This is a genomic window from Paenibacillus taihuensis (assembly GCF_003386535.1).
Taxonomy (GTDB): Bacteria; Bacillota; Bacilli; order Paenibacillales; family Paenibacillaceae; genus Paenibacillus_Z; species Paenibacillus_Z taihuensis.
Genome location: NZ_QTTN01000008.1, coordinates 81,172 through 97,222, shown reverse-complemented (window position 1 = coordinate 97,222; position 16,051 = coordinate 81,172). Strand labels below are relative to the sequence as shown.

Annotated in this window: 12 protein-coding genes; 9 read left to right on the top strand and 3 right to left on the bottom strand. The window is 52.9% G+C overall.

Going from position 1 to position 16,051, the window contains the following annotated elements; translation table 11 throughout:
• Window positions 1-182 precede the first annotated feature (182 nt).
• The 8 genes from A8990_RS09060 to gyrA all read left to right on the top strand — a co-directional run bounded on the left by A8990_RS09060 (window position 183) and on the right by gyrA (window position 12,534).
• A complete protein-coding gene (locus tag A8990_RS09060) occupies window positions 183-1,961 on the top strand; it encodes an ABC transporter ATP-binding protein (protein WP_116188694.1) in 1,779 nt (592 codons plus the stop codon).
• On the top strand, window positions 1,958-3,793 hold the full coding sequence (locus tag A8990_RS09055; RefSeq protein ID WP_116188693.1) for an ABC transporter ATP-binding protein: 1,836 nt from the start codon (window positions 1,958-1,960) through the stop codon (window positions 3,791-3,793). Before A8990_RS09060 ends, A8990_RS09055 begins: the two co-directional genes overlap by 4 nt.
• A gap of 67 nt (window positions 3,794-3,860) precedes the next feature.
• Window positions 3,861-5,039, top strand: coding sequence for a formate-dependent phosphoribosylglycinamide formyltransferase (gene purT / locus A8990_RS09050; RefSeq protein WP_116188692.1), 1,179 nt, complete (start codon window positions 3,861-3,863; stop codon window positions 5,037-5,039).
• A 184-nt stretch (window positions 5,040-5,223) separates the two neighbouring features.
• Window positions 5,224-6,057, top strand: coding sequence for a GDSL-type esterase/lipase family protein (locus tag A8990_RS09045; protein WP_116188691.1), 834 nt, complete (start codon window positions 5,224-5,226; stop codon window positions 6,055-6,057).
• 18 nt (window positions 6,058-6,075) lie between these two features.
• Window positions 6,076-7,041: an ABC transporter ATP-binding protein gene (locus A8990_RS09040; protein WP_116188805.1), complete on the top strand. Its 966-nt coding sequence runs from the start codon at window positions 6,076-6,078 to the stop codon at window positions 7,039-7,041.
• The gene (locus A8990_RS09035) at window positions 7,034-8,020 is read left to right on the top strand and encodes an ABC transporter permease (protein ID WP_116188690.1); all 987 of its coding nucleotides are present in this window, start codon (window positions 7,034-7,036) and stop codon (window positions 8,018-8,020) included. The genes A8990_RS09040 and A8990_RS09035 overlap by 8 nt, the downstream gene beginning before the upstream one ends.
• A 71-nt stretch (window positions 8,021-8,091) precedes the next feature.
• Entirely contained in the window at window positions 8,092-10,065 is a 1,974-nt protein-coding gene (parE, locus tag A8990_RS09030; protein ID WP_116188689.1) for a DNA topoisomerase IV subunit B, read from the top strand.
• Between the two features lie 12 nt (window positions 10,066-10,077).
• The gene (gene gyrA / locus A8990_RS09025; protein ID WP_116188688.1) at window positions 10,078-12,534 is read left to right on the top strand and encodes a DNA gyrase subunit A; all 2,457 of its coding nucleotides are present in this window, start codon (window positions 10,078-10,080) and stop codon (window positions 12,532-12,534) included.
• Between the two features lie 19 nt (window positions 12,535-12,553).
• On the opposite strand, the gene A8990_RS31480 is transcribed toward gyrA, so the two are convergent.
• The gene (locus tag A8990_RS31480) at window positions 12,554-12,721 is read right to left on the bottom strand and encodes a hypothetical protein (protein ID WP_177182478.1); all 168 of its coding nucleotides are present in this window, start codon (window positions 12,719-12,721) and stop codon (window positions 12,554-12,556) included.
• Window positions 12,722-12,939: 218 nt separating this feature from the next.
• Here A8990_RS31480 and A8990_RS09020 point away from each other — a divergent pair, with 218 nt between their 5' ends.
• Window positions 12,940-13,347 carry a MarR family winged helix-turn-helix transcriptional regulator gene (locus tag A8990_RS09020; RefSeq protein WP_116188804.1) on the top strand — a complete coding sequence of 136 codons (408 nt, stop codon included), beginning with the start codon at window positions 12,940-12,942 and terminating at the stop codon, window positions 13,345-13,347.
• Between the two features lie 570 nt (window positions 13,348-13,917).
• Here the strand turns inward: A8990_RS09020 and A8990_RS09015 are convergent.
• Together A8990_RS09015 and A8990_RS09010 are read right to left on the bottom strand one after the other, a co-directional pair.
• Complete coding sequence (locus tag A8990_RS09015; protein WP_116188687.1) at window positions 13,918-15,273, bottom strand: CapA family protein; 1,356 nt, start codon at window positions 15,271-15,273, stop codon at window positions 13,918-13,920.
• Window positions 15,270-16,046: an RluA family pseudouridine synthase gene (locus tag A8990_RS09010; RefSeq protein WP_116188803.1), complete on the bottom strand. Its 777-nt coding sequence runs from the start codon at window positions 16,044-16,046 to the stop codon at window positions 15,270-15,272. Before A8990_RS09010 ends, A8990_RS09015 begins: the two co-directional genes overlap by 4 nt.
• Window positions 16,047-16,051 lie beyond the last annotated feature (5 nt).

Below are 16,051 nucleotides of genomic sequence, written 5' to 3'. Positions count from 1 at the left end.
CCATTTCAGGTGATTTGTGACGATTTAGGAGAATACCCCCTTACTTTTGATCGAGATGGAAGAGAAAGCGAAAATTGTCAACTATATGCCCCAGCACCCTGTTTGCCGTACCGGACTCATGCTGTTAATATTCACTCATATTCACAAAAAAAAGCAAAACACTGTAGGGAGTGGGTTACCCATTGGACGTCTTTAGGCAACTAAAAGAGTTTTATTGGGTTGAACGGAAGAACTTGTTTGCATCGATCTTCTGTTTGATCTGCGCAACTGCGCTGGGGCTCGTGTATCCGAATTTATTGCGGATTCTGATCGACGATGTCATCAAGCCAAGAGATTTTGCACTCGTACCAAAACTTTCGCTAGCTGTAGTAGGGGTCGTAACACTTAAAGGCTGTCTTCAATTCTTAAGCGGTTTCTTCGGCGGACGGCTTGGAAACCGGGTCGCATTCCGGCTGCGCAACGCATGCTACACGAAATTGCAATCGCTATCCTTCCAGTACTATGACACGGCGAAGACCGGTGACCTGATGTCCCGTCTCACGGCAGATTTGGAAGCAGTCCGCAACTTCATCGGCTTCGGCTTTGCGCAAATTTTCAACATGGTGCTCATGGTTGTCTTTGGCGCCAGCATGATGTTATCCATTCACTGGCAGCTGACACTCATTACACTCATTACGATGCCTGTTCTCGTGTTCGTCGCGCTGAAGTTCGAGAGGCTCATCCACCCGGCATTCCGCGAAATGCGCCAAGCGATGAGCCATCTGACAACGGCCGTGCAAGAGAACATTACCGGCGTTAGAACTGTAAAGTCCTTCGCCCGCGAATCGTTCGAGATGGATAAATTTTCGACACGCAGCGACTCGTACAAAAAGAATCAGATCGCAGCGTCTGGACTTTGGGGCAAATATTTTCCAGTCATGGAGCTTCTCTCATCGCTTTGTGCCGTTATTCTGCTCATTGCAGGCGGTACGCTCGTCATTCGGGGCTCGATTACGCTTGGGCAAATGGTCGCATTTTTCAGTATGTTGTGGTACATCATCGGTCCAATGTGGTCCATGGGCTTCCTCATCAACAACTTTACGCAGTCGAAAGCATCCGGCGAACGCCTCGTTGAGCTGTTGAATGAATATGTACACGTGAAAGACGTTGAATCGCCTATCGTCCTTGACGAGAAGAACGTTAAAGGCCATGTTGAGTTCAACAATGTCACGTTCAACTTTGCAGATAAAGCTCCGGCTATCACAGACGTTAACCTGGATGCGAAGCCGGGGATGGTCATCGGTCTGCTTGGGGCTACAGGCTCAGGAAAATCGACGATCATTCAGCTGCTGATGCGTGCTTATAACGTCAAGACTGGTTCAATTACGCTTGATGGCACAGATATCCGCAACATTTCGATCGAAAGTCTTCGGTCACAGATCGCGACCGTGTTCCAGGAGACTTTCCTGTTCTCCTGCTCGATCAGAGACAACATTGCATATGCAATGAAGAATGTCTCGATGGACGAAATTATTAAAGCGGCGAAGCTTGCCAAAGCGCATGACTTCATCATGGAGCTGCCGGAAGGCTACGACACGATCGTCGGCGAACGGGGGATGGGTCTCTCGGGCGGTCAGAAGCAGCGGATAGCCATTGCTCGCGCGCTGATCAAGAATCCGCGCATTCTTATCCTTGACGATGCAACAAGCGCCGTCGATATGGAGACAGAGCACGAGATTCAAGCAGGCTTCAGCGAGCTGATGGCAGGGCGCACAACGTTCATTATTGCGCACAGAATTTCTTCGCTCCGTCATGCGGACGAGATTCTCGTCCTCGATAAAGGGAATGTCGTGCAGCGCGGTCAGCACGAGCAGCTCATTGCGCAGGAAGGTCCATATCTCGATACGTACAACATTCAATATGCAGACCGTCCGAAGGATGCAAGTACGAATTTGCAAGTAGAAAGAAGGTTTGCACATTGAGCGAGCAGCAGCAGAAAGGGCAGCCGCGCGCAAGCCACGAACGGTTCATCTACAAGGATGACGATGCGATCGAGAAACCGTTTAACTGGGCGCAAGTAACGAGGCTGTTCTCTTATATGAAGCCTTACCGTAAGCAATTGCTGCCGGTCATCATCATCACGATGGTGCTCGGCACGCTTACGAGGCTGGCAATCCCGGCACTTATCATTATGGCAATCGACCATGCGATTCAGCCAAAGGGCGCAGATCCAAGCTATACGAAGCTGTATCTGTATGCTGGGCTCATGCTTACCCTCTATATTATTCAGTGGGCAGCCAACACGTACCGGATTAAGTACACGAATATGATTGGCCAGCAGGTCATTTATGATTTGCGGGCGGATTTGTTCAAGCATATCCAGAAGCTATCGTTCCGTTTCTTCGATAAGCGCCCGGCAGGTTCCGTACTCGTCCGCGTAACGAACGACGTTAACGCGCTGCAGGATCTATTCACGAACGGTGTCGTCAACTTGCTGATGGACTGCATTCAGCTCGTCGGTATCGTCATCATCCTGCTTCTGTGGAATTGGAAGCTCGGTCTTGCGATTATGATCACGGTTCCGCTCATGTTCGTCGTCTCGACTGCATTGCGCAGACGGATTCGTTTCGCTTGGCAGGACGTTCGGATGAAGCAGTCGCGGATTAACGCGCACTTGAACGAAAGCATTCAAGGAATGCGCGTTACACAAGCGTATACGCAAGAGAAAGCGAACTTCAGCTTCTTCACTAACATCAACAGCACGAACATTAAGGCGTGGAACAAAGCTTCGGCAATGAACCAAATGTTCGGCCCAATAATAGAGGTTACCTCTGCAGTAGGCACGCTCATTCTGTTCTGGTACGGCGCGCATCTCATCCAAGCCGATGAGATTACGGTCGGCGTCCTCGTCGGCTTCGCGAACTATATCGGCAACTTCTGGGACCCGATCAACCGTCTGGGCCAAATGTACGCGCAGCTGCTTATCGCGATGGCGTCGTCCGAGCGGATCTTCGAATTCATCGATGAGAAGCCGACGGTTGGCGAGCAGGTGGATGCGATCGAGCTGCCACGAATTCGCGGGGATGTCAACTTTGATTCTATTGTGTTCGAATATGAGAAGGGCAGACCGGCGCTTCGGGGCATCAGCCTTGATGTGCAGGCAGGCCAAACGATCGCCCTTGTCGGCCACACCGGCTCTGGTAAAAGTACGATTATGAACCTGCTCTGCCGGTTCTATGATCCGGTTCATGGCGCAGTACGCATCGACGGCATTGATATCCGCAATGTTTCGATTGAGAGCTTGCGTTCGCAGGTCGGCGTCGTGCTGCAGGATACGTTTATTTTCTCAGGTACGATTCGTGAAAATATTCGGTTCGGCCGGCTTAATGCAACGGACGATGAAATTGTGAAGGCAGCGACAGCAGTTGATGCGCATGATTTCATTATGAGCCTGCCTGATGGCTACGACACTGAGGTGCAGGAGCGCGGTAACAGCCTCTCGATGGGTCAGCGTCAATTGCTTTCCTTCGCGCGGGCACTCCTCGCAGATCCGCGAGTACTCATCCTCGATGAGGCGACTGCGAGCATCGATACGGAGACCGAGCTGAAGATTCAGGAGGCGCTGAAGAAGCTGTTGAAGGGCCGCACGTCCTTCATCGTCGCGCATCGTCTCTCCACAATTCGTAATGCAGACCGTATCGTCGTGCTGGATCATGGTCAAATTGTTGAGCAAGGCAGCCATGATGAGCTGATTCGGGAGCAAGGTACGTACAACGGACTCATTGAAGCGCAGTATCGCTTTTTGTCGGCATAATTCTTGCTTTTTCGCCAAAGAACCTCCACAATGGAAGAAAACATCTTCCAGGAGGTTCTTTTCTTATATGTACGGATCACCGCTTTCTACTAACGCTCGTAAAATCATGCTGCTTGGCTCCGGAGAGCTCGGCAAAGAAGTCGTCATCGAAGCGCAGCGCCTCGGTGTCGAGACTATCGCCGTAGATCGTTATGAGAACGCGCCAGCGATGCAGGTTGCGCACCGTTCGTATGTCATTGATATGCTGGATCCAGCTGCACTTCGTGCGCTTATCGAGAAGGAAAAGCCGGATTTCATCGTGCCGGAGATCGAAGCTATTGCGACGAGTGCGCTTGTTGAGCTGGAGCAGGAAGGCTTCCGCGTCATCCCGACCGCACGTGCTGCGCTGCTTACGATGGACCGTGAAGGCATTCGCCGTCTCGCTGCCGAGACACTGAACCTGCCGACTGCGCCGTACCGTTTCGCAGATACGCTGGAGGAGATGAGAACGGCTGTAGCGGAGCTAGGCACGCCTTGCGTTATTAAGCCGATTATGAGCTCGTCCGGCAAAGGTCAGAGCGTCTGCAAGACCGAGGCTGATGTGGAGAGCTGCTGGCAGTACGCGATGGAAGGCGGACGTGCGAAGAAGCAGCGCGTCATCGTGGAGGGCTTTATTACGTTTGAATCGGAAATTACGCTTCTGACCGTTCGTTCGTCGTCCGGTACGACGTTCTGCGCGCCGATTGGACATGTTCAGAAGGACGGCGACTACATCGAGTCGTGGCAGCCGCATGAGATGACGCAGCAGCAGATCGAGGAGGCGCAGTCTATCGCTCGCGCTGTAACGGACGAGCTGGGCGGCTATGGTATCTATGGCGTGGAGCTGTTCCTGACGCGGGATGGCGTTCTATTCAGCGAAGTATCGCCGCGTCCGCATGATACTGGCATGGTTACGATGGTGACGCAGGATCTGTCTGAGTTCGCGCTGCATGCGCGCGCCATTCTTGGCTTCCCTGTGCCAACCATCCGCCTGCTGACTCCGGGTGCGACATACACGCTTAAGGCTGACCGCGATTCGGACAACTTCCGTATCGGCGGCGTGAATGAGGCGCTTGCGCTGCCAAATACGCAAGTGCGCGTATTCGGCAAGCCTGTGACGAAGCCTGGCCGCCGGATGGCCGTAGCGATGAGCTCGGCAAATTCATGCGACGAGGCGCGTAAGGTAGCGAAGCAAGCGGCTGAGCTGCTGAGCATTTCATACGAATAATCAGAGTTAGGAGGGCTGGCGCTAAGGCGCTGGCTCTTTTTATGCTGGCAGCCGCTGCATGGTGCTTGTAGCGCATGATTCCGATGGTGAAATTTGCAAATTGATCCCGAAAGCATTACTTTAAAAAGAAAACGAGTTTTTAACGAATGATTAAGATTGCGGTTAGAAGGGAGATGCTGCCGTGATGAGCAGGAAGTCATCGAACGGACTATGGCGGGCGATTGGCATAAGTGCACTCGCATCCACGATCGTGCTGCTTGCAGGCTTCGGCTACGCCGTCAAAGATATGATCGCGCCGCAAGCGTCTACATACAAAGGTGAGCCAGCTGCCGAGCCAGCTCCTCCTGCGGAAGAGACCAGTTTGAGCAATAGCAAATCCATCACCGTAGCGGCAATTGGCGACTCCTTAACGAAGGGGACAGGCGACTCAACAGGTGAAGGCTACGTCAAGCAGGTGGTCGCTCTATTAAAGTCGAAATACTCTGACATTCCGGTGAGGTTGGGCAATAACTTGGCGCTTAACGGATTGCGCGCCGATCAGCTCGCGCACCTGCTCAGCACGGACAAAGGCTATCGGTACGCACTGCAACAGGCGAATTTGATCATTTTCACGATTGGCGGCAATGACTTGTTCCAAATTGCTTCCGGAGGATCTACGAATCAATCGAAGGGCGATATCAGCCTCGAACAGGTTAAGGCTGAACTGCCCAAAGGAATCGAGCGGTTCAAGAAGGTCGTCACGCTCATTCATGACATCAATCCGAAAGCACAAGTCGTGTACGCTGGTCTTTATAATCCGTTCTTCGATCTCGCCGATATGCGCGATGGCAGCCTTCAAGTGCAGAAGTGGAATGAAGAGGCGTACACCATCATGCATCAATATCCGAATATGACGATGGTTCCGACGTTTGATCTGTTCGAACGGACGATCGGCACCTACTTATCGAATGACCATTTTCACCCGAACCATGACGGTTACGGGCAAATTGCGAAGCGAATCGTACAGTCGCTCGAATAGGAGGGCGAGTCTATGCGCATGAATACAGCAGCTGATGATGTTGTCCTCTCCGTGCAGGATGTGAAGAAGCGGATTGGCGGCAAAATGATCATTAAGAACGTCACCTTCGACGTCAGACAAGGTGAAATCTTCGGCTTTCTCGGACCGAACGGCTCTGGCAAAACGACGACGATTCGGATGCTCGTCGATCTCATCAAGCCGACGTCAGGCGTCATTCGAATATGCGGCCACGACGTGCAGCGCGATCCGGAGCAAGCGCTCAGCTATATCGGTTGTATCGTTGAAAATCCTGAGGTTTACTCGTATATGACCGGCTGGGAGAACCTGGAGCATTTTGCTCGCATGCAGCGGGGAATCGATGAGAAGCGAATCGCTGAAGTCGTCGAAATCGTCGGCATGCAGCAGCGGATTCACGATAAAGTGAAGACGTACTCGCTCGGGATGCGCCAGCGGCTTGGCATTGCGCAGGCGCTGCTCGGAAGGCCGAGGCTGCTCATTCTCGATGAACCGACGAACGGGCTTGATCCGAAGGGAATCAAGGAGCTGCGCGAATTCGTGCGGATGCTGGCCGATCAAGGGATGAGCTTGTTCATCTCGAGCCACTTGCTCAGCGAAATTCAGCTGATGTGCGACCGCGTTGCGATCATCAGCCACGGCGAGGTGCTGGCTGTTGGCACTGTTGACGAGCTCGTCAATCAAGCCGGCAATTATGTGCTGTGGCAGTTCAATCAACCGGAAGCGGGCAAGCGGTTACTCGCCGCCGAGAATGACATCAAGCTCATCGGGCACGATGAGCATCATATCGATGAGAGCATCCTCGCAGGGATGACGGATCCTATCATCACGACGATGAATACAGAACGCATTGCTGCAATGGTCGAGAAGGCTGTTCATGCTGGTATTGGCGTCCTCTCGGTACAGCAAGTCGCGCCAACGCTGGAAGAGCTATTTTTGCAAATGACGGAAGGTGAAAGCATTGGATAGACTGCTCCCGCTCATTCAGAACGAGACGCTGAAGATATGGAAGAAGAAGCGTTTCTTCGTCGTTCTGCTCGTCCTGCTCGTTCTTATTCCGATTTTTACGTATGCCCAGATGAAGATTGCGCAGACCAATAACAAGAACTTCAAGGATTGGCGCAATCAGCTCGTGCAGCAGATTAATGAATATCAGAATATGCTCTCAAGCGATCGGATTCCGGAGGAGTGGAAGCGCCAGCGCAGAATTGCCGTTCAGCAGCTTCAATACTATCTGGATCACAACGTGAACCCGAACTCTCCGAATGGCGTTACGTTCACCCGCAGCTTCATGTCCAACGCGGTGACGCTGTTCTATCCGCTGCTTGTTCTGGCCGTTGCATCGGACCTTGTTTCAGGCGAACGATCGACGGGTACAATCAAAATGCTTCTCACCAGACCAGTCCGTAGATGGAAAATATTGTTTAGCAAACTGGTCGCGCTCATCTTTTATGTTTCATTAACCGTTGTCGCGAGCGCCATTCTCTGTTATCTTATATCAGGCGCAGTATTCGGCTACGGTGGCTGGAAGATGCCAGTCTTCACCGGGTTTGAGATTAACGGCTCAACCGTAGAAAGCACCTATGTGCATGCCGTGCCGCAATGGCTCTTCGTGCTGATGGAAGGCGGACTGATCTGGGTATCATCGATGACGGTCGCTATTCTGGCACTGATGGTGTCTGTGCTCGTTCGAAGCACGGCCGCAAGCATTGTAACGATGATGGCTGCGATTATCGCAGGGACGATCCTCTCGAGCATGTCGTCCTCCTGGGAGAGCGCAAAATATATTTTCGCGGTCAATTTGCAGCTTACCGACTATTTGGCTGGCTCTCCGCCGCCGATACAAGGAATGACGCTTTCTTTTTCACTGATCATCCTTGCGATTTGGGCGGCTGCCGGCTTGTTCGTCTCATTCCGTGTCTTTACGAAACAGGACATCATGAATTAGAATAGCTTGAAGTGAAGAGTGATGCGCGTTAATGCGTTAGAAGATAGAATGATAATAATGAGGAGGAGCCTATGACTGAGCAGTTGAATCTGTTTGCGGGCGAGACGAATTCGGCTGCCGGCAATTATGATGCAGACGACATTCAAGTGCTGGAGGGACTGACGGCAGTCCGTAAGCGCCCTGGTATGTATATCGGGAGCACGAGCACATCCGGCCTGCATCATCTCGTCTGGGAGATTGTCGATAACGCGGTGGACGAGCACCTCGCGAAGTTCTGCAACGCGATTGACGTGACGATACATAACGACGGTTCGATTACCGTTCGCGACAATGGACGCGGCATACCGACCGGTATGCATAAAGCCGGCATTCCGACGCCACAGGTTGTTTTCACGATGCTGCATGCAGGCGGCAAGTTCGGCGGCGGGGGATACAAGAAGTCCGGCGGCCTTCACGGCGTTGGCGCATCGGTAACGAACGCATTGTCCGAATGGCTGGAAGTGGAGATTTTCCGCGAAGGCAAAATCCATAAGCAGCGCTTCGAATATTGGGTGGATGAGAACGGCAAGGAGCATGTCGGCGAGCCGGTGACCGGTCTTGAAGTGATCGGCAATACGAACCGCACAGGCACGAAGGTGACGTTCAAGCCAGACGCGCGCGTATTCCATGGCAATACGTCGATCAATTACGATACACTGTCCGAGCGGCTGCAAGAGATTGCTTTTCTGAACTCGGGCTTGAAAGTAACGGTTACGGATAAACGCAGCGGCAAAGAGGATCAATTCCACTACGAAGGCGGCGCGAGCCAGTTTGTTCAGTACTTGAACGAGGACAAAACGGTGCTGCACGAAGTCGTTCATTTTGTCGGTGAGAAGGAGGATATCGAGGCTGAAGTTGCGCTCCAGTATAACGATGGCTATACGGAGACGATGGCTTCGTTCGTTAACTCGATTCCAACACGAGGCGGCGGTACGCACGAGACCGGTTTCAAGACAGCCTATACGCGTGTCATGAACGATTATGCACGCAAGAATGGTCTGCTCAAGGAGAAAGACAAAAACCTCGATGGCAATGATCTGCGTGAAGGCATGATGGCCGTCATTAATATTAAGATGGGCGAGGTTGAGTTCGTCGGACAGACGAAGGATCAGCTCGGCAGTTCTTCTGCTAGAAGTGTGGTCGATGCTATTGTGTCGGACAAAATGCAGGTGTTCCTCGAAGAGAACCCGCAAGTGGCGCAGATGCTGTTGAAGAAAGCGGTGCAAGCGTCGAAGGCGCGTGAAGCGGCTCGTAAAGCCCGCGATGAAATTCGCAGCGGCAAGAAGAAGAGCGAGAGCTCCAATCTCGGCGGCAAGCTGTCGCCAGCGCAGTCGAAGGACGTTACGCGCACCGAGCTGTTCATTGTTGAAGGCGATTCGGCGGGCGGTTCGGCGAAGCAAGGACGCGACTCGAAGTATCAAGCGATCCTGCCGCTGAAGGGTAAGCCGATGAACCCAGAGAAGGCGAAGCTGCTGGATATCTTGAAGAACGACGAATATAAAGCGGTTATCGCAGCGATCGGCGCCGGAATCGGTCCTGAATTCGATGCGGAATCGTGCAACTATAGCAAAATCATCATCATGACCGATGCGGATACGGACGGCGCGCATATTCAAGTGCTGCTCCTGACGTTCTTCTACCGCTACATGAAGCCGCTGATCGATCTCGGGCGCGTCTTCATCGCACAACCGCCGCTTTACAAGATTACGCGCAAATCCGGCAAGCTGGAGACGGTGCGCTATGCTTGGTCTGATGAGCAGCTGCAGAACTACTTGAAGGAGTTCGGCAAGAACTTCGAGCTGCAGCGTTATAAAGGACTTGGCGAGATGAATCCGGATCAGCTGTGGGAGACGACGATGAATTCGGAGACGCGTACGCTTCTTCAAGTTCAGATCGAGGACGCTGCGAAAGCGGAACGACGCGTATCGACGCTCATGGGCGACAAGGTTGACCCGCGTAAACGTTGGATCGTTGAGAACGTTGATTTTACGGAGTATGAAGAATAGGAGAGTAACGGCATGAGTATGCTGGAACAGTTTTTGCCGGCGTTTCTGGAGGAGGTCGTTGGCGACCGCTTCGGACGCTATTCCAAGTACATCATTCAAGACCGCGCCATCCCTGACGTTCGTGATGGGCTGAAGCCGGTGCAGCGGCGTATCCTGTACGCGATGTATGACGCAGGCAACACGCCTGACAAAGGTTACCGCAAGTCTGCGAAGACGGTCGGCGACGTCATGGGTAACTACCACCCGCACGGCGACTCGTCGATCTACGAAGGCATGGTGCGTATGGCACAGCCTTGGAAAATGGCGCATATGCTCATTGACGGCCACGGCAACTGGGGCTCGATCGACGATGACCCGGCTGCAGCGATGCGTTATACAGAAGCGCGTCTATCGCCGATTGCGATGGAGCTTCTGCGTGATATTGAGAAAAGAACGGTCTTATTCAAAGACAATTTCGATAATACAACGAAGGAACCGGTCGTATTGCCCTCCCGTTATCCGAACCTGCTCGTAAACGGGGTAAGCGGGATTTCGTCCGGTTTCGCAACGGAAATTCCGCCTCATAACTTGAGAGAAGTTATTGATGCGTGTAATGCGATTATGGAGAACCCGGACATCGAGCTTGCTCAGCTGATGTCGATTGTGAAGGGTCCTGACTTCCCGACAGGCGGCCTCATTATGGGCGAAGACGGCATTCGGGAAGCATATCAGAGCGGCAAAGGCCGTATATACCTGCGATCCAAAGCGGCCATTGAGGATATGAAGGGCGGACGCCAGCAAATCGTCGTTACGGAAATTCCGTATCAGGTCGTCAAGTCGCGCCTCGTTACCGCGATGGAGAACATCCGTATCGAGAAGAAGGTTGAAGGTATCGCGGAAGTGCGCGACGAGAGCGGTCGTAACGGTCTGCGCATCGTCGTTGAGCTGAAGAAGGATGCGGACGCGCAAGGCATTCTTGCGTTTCTGTTCAAGAAGACCGATCTTCAAGTCGCATATAGCTTCAACATGGTTGCGATCGTCAATAAGACGCCGAAGCAGCTTGGCTTGAAGGAAATGCTGACCGCGTACATCGCGCATCAGCGGGAAGTGGTGACGCACCGTTCCCAGTATGAGCTTGAAAAGGCGGAAGATCGCGCGCATGTTTTGGAAGGTCTAGCAAAGGCGCTTAATCTGCTTGACGAAGTCATTGCTACGATTAAGGCTTCCAAGAACCGCCAAGACGCGCAAAACAACTTGGTTGCGAAGTTCACGTTCACGGAACGCCAAGCCGATGCGATCTTGACGCTCCAATTGTACCGTCTGACGAATCTGGAGATCACTTCGATCGAGAAAGAATTGAAGGATATCCAGAAGAAAATCGCTTATCTGCGCTCCATTCTTGCCAGCGATAAGAAATTGGTTGGCGTGATTCGCGAAGAGCTGCTCGAAATCCGCGAGAAGTTCGGCATCGACCGCCGATCGGATATTCAAGGCGAGGTTGAAGAGCTGAAGGTGAACCTGGAAGTTATGGTTCCGGCTGAAGATGTGTTCGTGACGTTGAGCCAAGAGGGCTATATCAAGCGGACGTCCAAGCTTTCCTTCACGCGTTCCGGCGGTGAGCTGAATAACGCGGGCGTTAAGGAAGGCGACGTCATTCGTACGCTGCTGGACGTCAATACCATTGACCAGTTGCTGCTCTTCACGCGCAAAGGCCAATACTATCAGCTGCCTGTCCATCAAATTCCGGAGTTCAAGTGGAAGGATACCGGTACAGCCGTCGTCAACGTCGTTCCGTTGCCGAAGGATGACAGCATTGTCAGCGTCATACCGGTGAAGGATTTTGAAGCTGTGGCGGATCAGTCGCTCGTATTCGTAACGAAGCGCGGCCAAGTGAAGCGTACGGAGCTGAAGGAATATAAGTCGACGCGTTCAACGGCGATTGCTGCTGTGAAGGTTGCAGACGGTGATGACGTATTGCGTGTCATGACGAGCGATAACAGCATGGAACTGCTGCTTATCACGAAGCAAGGGATGAGTATCCGATTCCCGGAAAATGAAGTGAATCCGATGGGACGCGTTGCTGCCGGCGTTCGCGGTATTACGCTGAAGGACGGCGATGAGCTCGTTGCTGCTGAGCGTGTCTCTGGCGATGAGGGCGAAGTGCTAGTCATAAGCGAGCTTGGTTTCGCGAAACGTTCGCTGCTGCTGGATTATCCGATTCAATCACGCGCCGGCAAAGGTGTTGCGACGTTCGAGTTCAAGGTGGGCAAAGGCGTTCGAACGAACGGCAATGAGCTGGTCGGGGGCGTACATTGCAAGGAAGAGCGAGAGCTTGTCCTATTTACTTCTTCGGGCACGAATCTCATAGTATCTACGGAGAAAGCGCCGATTGATGATCGAAAATCAACAGGCCGTGCGCTCGCAACCGTAGATAAGAAAGATGTGCTTACTTCCTTGTTCGTTCGCGCTGAATTGACGCGGGAAGGGTAAGATAAGCTCAGTTAGGTTGTTAGTCAAAAGGCAGATGGGGCGGTTCTTTCCGCTCTACCATTTGCATAATGAGATCAAGCACGACCCATAATGGCGCAGGTTCGTCCAGACGATCCAGCCATCTTGGGTCTTTTTTTATGCCGAGATCCGCTAATTTACGTACGAGTTCAGCTTTGCGCTCATCCATAATCGATCACGCTCCTATTCCGTTTTGCGTAAGGGGCTTCATGCACTTCTTCGAGTCGGTACAACAGCCTATAGCAACAATCTATGTCTAAAACTGTCAAATGGTTCTCTTTTGAGGCGATTAATGAGACAAAATATTAACCGCGTTAACCTTATATTCGACAAAATAGAATGCTATAATAAAGCTAAGAAAACTCGGACAGAAAGATGGTGGAGACAATCGTTTCTGCGGAATTTGCCCGGTTGTGGATGAAGATGACGAAGGAATGGAAATCGCATCTGGAGGAAGCGCTGGCGCCGAATTTAACGGAAGGCCAGCTAAGCGTGTTGGAACTGCTGAAGCAGCATCAGCCGATGAAACCGTCTGATTTGCTGGGGTATTTGGAGACAACCCCTGCAGCGATCACGACGCTGCTGGACCGTATGGAGCGGGGCGGACTGGTCGTGCGCAATCGCGACGAGAGCGACCGCCGCATCGTGTGGGTGACGATGACCGAGAAAGGCGTGATCGAGACCGAACGCGGCGTAGCGATCCGCGACGCCTACATCACGGAGGCGCTAGACCGGATCTCGTCGCATAATCAGCAGCTGCTCGTTTATTTGCTCGGTAAAGTAGCGAATTCATAGATGTACGTAGTAAGCGGCAGTGCAGGAGGGGATCCTGCGCTGCTGTTTTTTTTGTTTAAAGCGTTGAGTTTCATGCTGACACGAGGTTTACCGCATCCCCGCACTTTGCACTCAGCACCTCGCAGTAACCGAACCCCGAACCCCGAACCCCGAACCCCGAACCCCGTCACTTTGCACACCTATAGTGCTGAGAGAGCCGAGTAGGGTCTCTCAGCAGTAGAAACACACGAAAAGTTGGTTGAGAGTGCCGTATGGGATCTCTCGTCGCTGGAATTCAAGTACATCCATTCGAATTCGAGCTGAGATAGCTGAATCGGGTCTCTCAGGAGCGGAAACGCACGAAAAGTTGGCTGAGAGAGCAGATATGCTCTCTCAGCTCTGGAACCAACTAACTATTCTTTGAGAGAGGGAAAACCCGCTCTCGATGAGCGAGAGTAGGCGAAGAAGTGGCTGAGAGAGGAAAAAGCCTCTCTCGGCATACTGCTACCACCAAAGCACGTGAAGAGCCGGCCAGATAACAAGAACCCCCTCCAACTCGCTAAAGTTGGAGGGGGTTCGTTAAAAGCACAATTACCTTGCTGCAGGCAGCTGCAGCGGCTTAGCTGACATTGCGTGGAGTCGCTTGGTCAGCTGGCTGTACATGCTGGTCAGGCTGCGGTAATCGGCAGCAGACAGGTCTTTCAAAGGCTTCGTATCGATCGTCTGCTTGAGCGGGACGACCGAGAATTTGCTGATGCCTTTCGTGGTGACACGGTGGACCCATGTCGGAATGGCTTCAACATCAGTAATCGTCGTTTGCTTGGTAGGACCGTCTTTGTGAATCTGCACCTTATAGATGACTCCGAAATCCTTCGAATTGCCTTGCTGACTGGAAATGAAGTTGCCCATGGAATAAATGATAAGTCCCTTGTGCACGGTGCCATCAGGCTGAGCGGCTTCGACCATCTCATAAGGCTGGACGACGTGCGGATGTGAACCTGCTATAATGTCGGCTCCGGCTGCAATCAGCTTGCGTGCGAGCTGTTTCTGCATATCATTCGGTGCAGTTTGGTACTCGATGCCGAAGTGAAGAACGACCGTGATGAAATCCGCCCCAGCTGCGCGTACCTTCTTGATATCCTGCAGCATCTTCGCTTCATCAATCAGCGAAACGGCGTAAGGCTGCCCCTTCGGCAGCGGAATGCCATTCGTGCCGTACGTGTACGCGAGCAGCCCCATCTTGATGCCCTTACGTTCCACGATGGTAATTTTCTCGGACTCATACTTCGAACGGGCCGTGCCTTTAATGTCAAAACCGAGCTTCTCCAGATACGCCAGCGTATTCGAAATGCCTTTGGCGCCACGGTCGAGCGCATGGTTGTTCGCATTCGTAACCGTCGTGAATCCCGCATCCTTCAGAGCATCGCCGAGCTCCGACGGGGCATTAAACCGTGGATAGCCGGAGTATCCAAGCGACTTGCCGCCAAGCGGCGTCTCCAGATTCGCCAAAGTCCAATCCCCTTGCTCCAAAATCGGCTTAACCGAAGTGAAGAACGAATTGAAGTTATACGTATTCGTCTTCTCGTTGTACGCGCCTGGAAGCTGCGGCATGTGCATCATTATATCGCCAACAGCTACCCAAGTCGCATCGGCCGATTTCTCAGGCTCAGGAGGGGGAGGAGTGGCATCAGCGCCACCATCCGCACCAGTATCCGTTTCAGAATTACCATCCGCGACAGAGCCTGCATTCCCCGAAGGCGTCTCCGTGTTAGCTCCATTGTTATTCCCTGCACTATCGCCAGTACTATTGTCTGCGTTGTTTCCCGGTTCCGTCACGCTCGTATCAGGCTTGTTCGGAGCCTGCCCATTAAGCGACGGTTCGTTGCCGCAGCTGCAGAGCAGAAAGATCAGCAGCGGCAGCCACAACCATCGAATTTGTTTGGTCATGAGCCGTCAGTTCCTTTCTGCGGCAGTATCGTTCTTGCCCGTGCGTAATCCTGTTCGCTGAATCGGCTCCAAGGCTCCGCCTTCGGTGGAGCGGCATCGAACGTCAGCCATTCCTTCGTGACAGGATGCGCCACGCCGACCATGGCAGACCATAGCGCGATGTCCTGCTCGCCTTGCACGGCAGGAGCGCCGTACTTGCGGTCGTAAACGAGCGGACAGGCGATATAGGACATTTGTGCCCGTATCTGGTGCGAGCGCCCGGTGAGCAGCTTCACTGCGACGAGAGAGTAACCGCCTCGCGCGGCGACGACTGCATAGTCGAGAATCGCTTCCTTGGCGTCCTGCACCTGCTTCGTGTGCACAGTGACGATATTTCGTCCCGCATCTTTGCGCAAGAAATGTCTTAACCGTCCAGAACTCGCTTCTGGAGCTCCGTGTACGACAGCCAAGTACAGCTTGTCAAAGTTACGGCTCCGCACCGACTCCGACAACCGACTAGCGGCCTTCGACGTCTTAGCGAACAGCATGGCCCCGCCAACCGGACGATCCAAGCGATGTACAAGCCCGACATAGACGTTGCCAGGCTTCCGATAACGCACTTTCAAGTCTTCCTTGAGCAGCGTTACCATGTCCGGCTCGCCTGTATCATCAGCTTGGGACAACACGCCAGGTGGCTTCACAACAGCGAGCAGATGGTTATCTTCGTAAAGAACGGGCAGGAGCGGCTCAGGCCCATGCTCTAACCCGAGCCCTAACTCCGCTTCCTTGTCCATCGCCA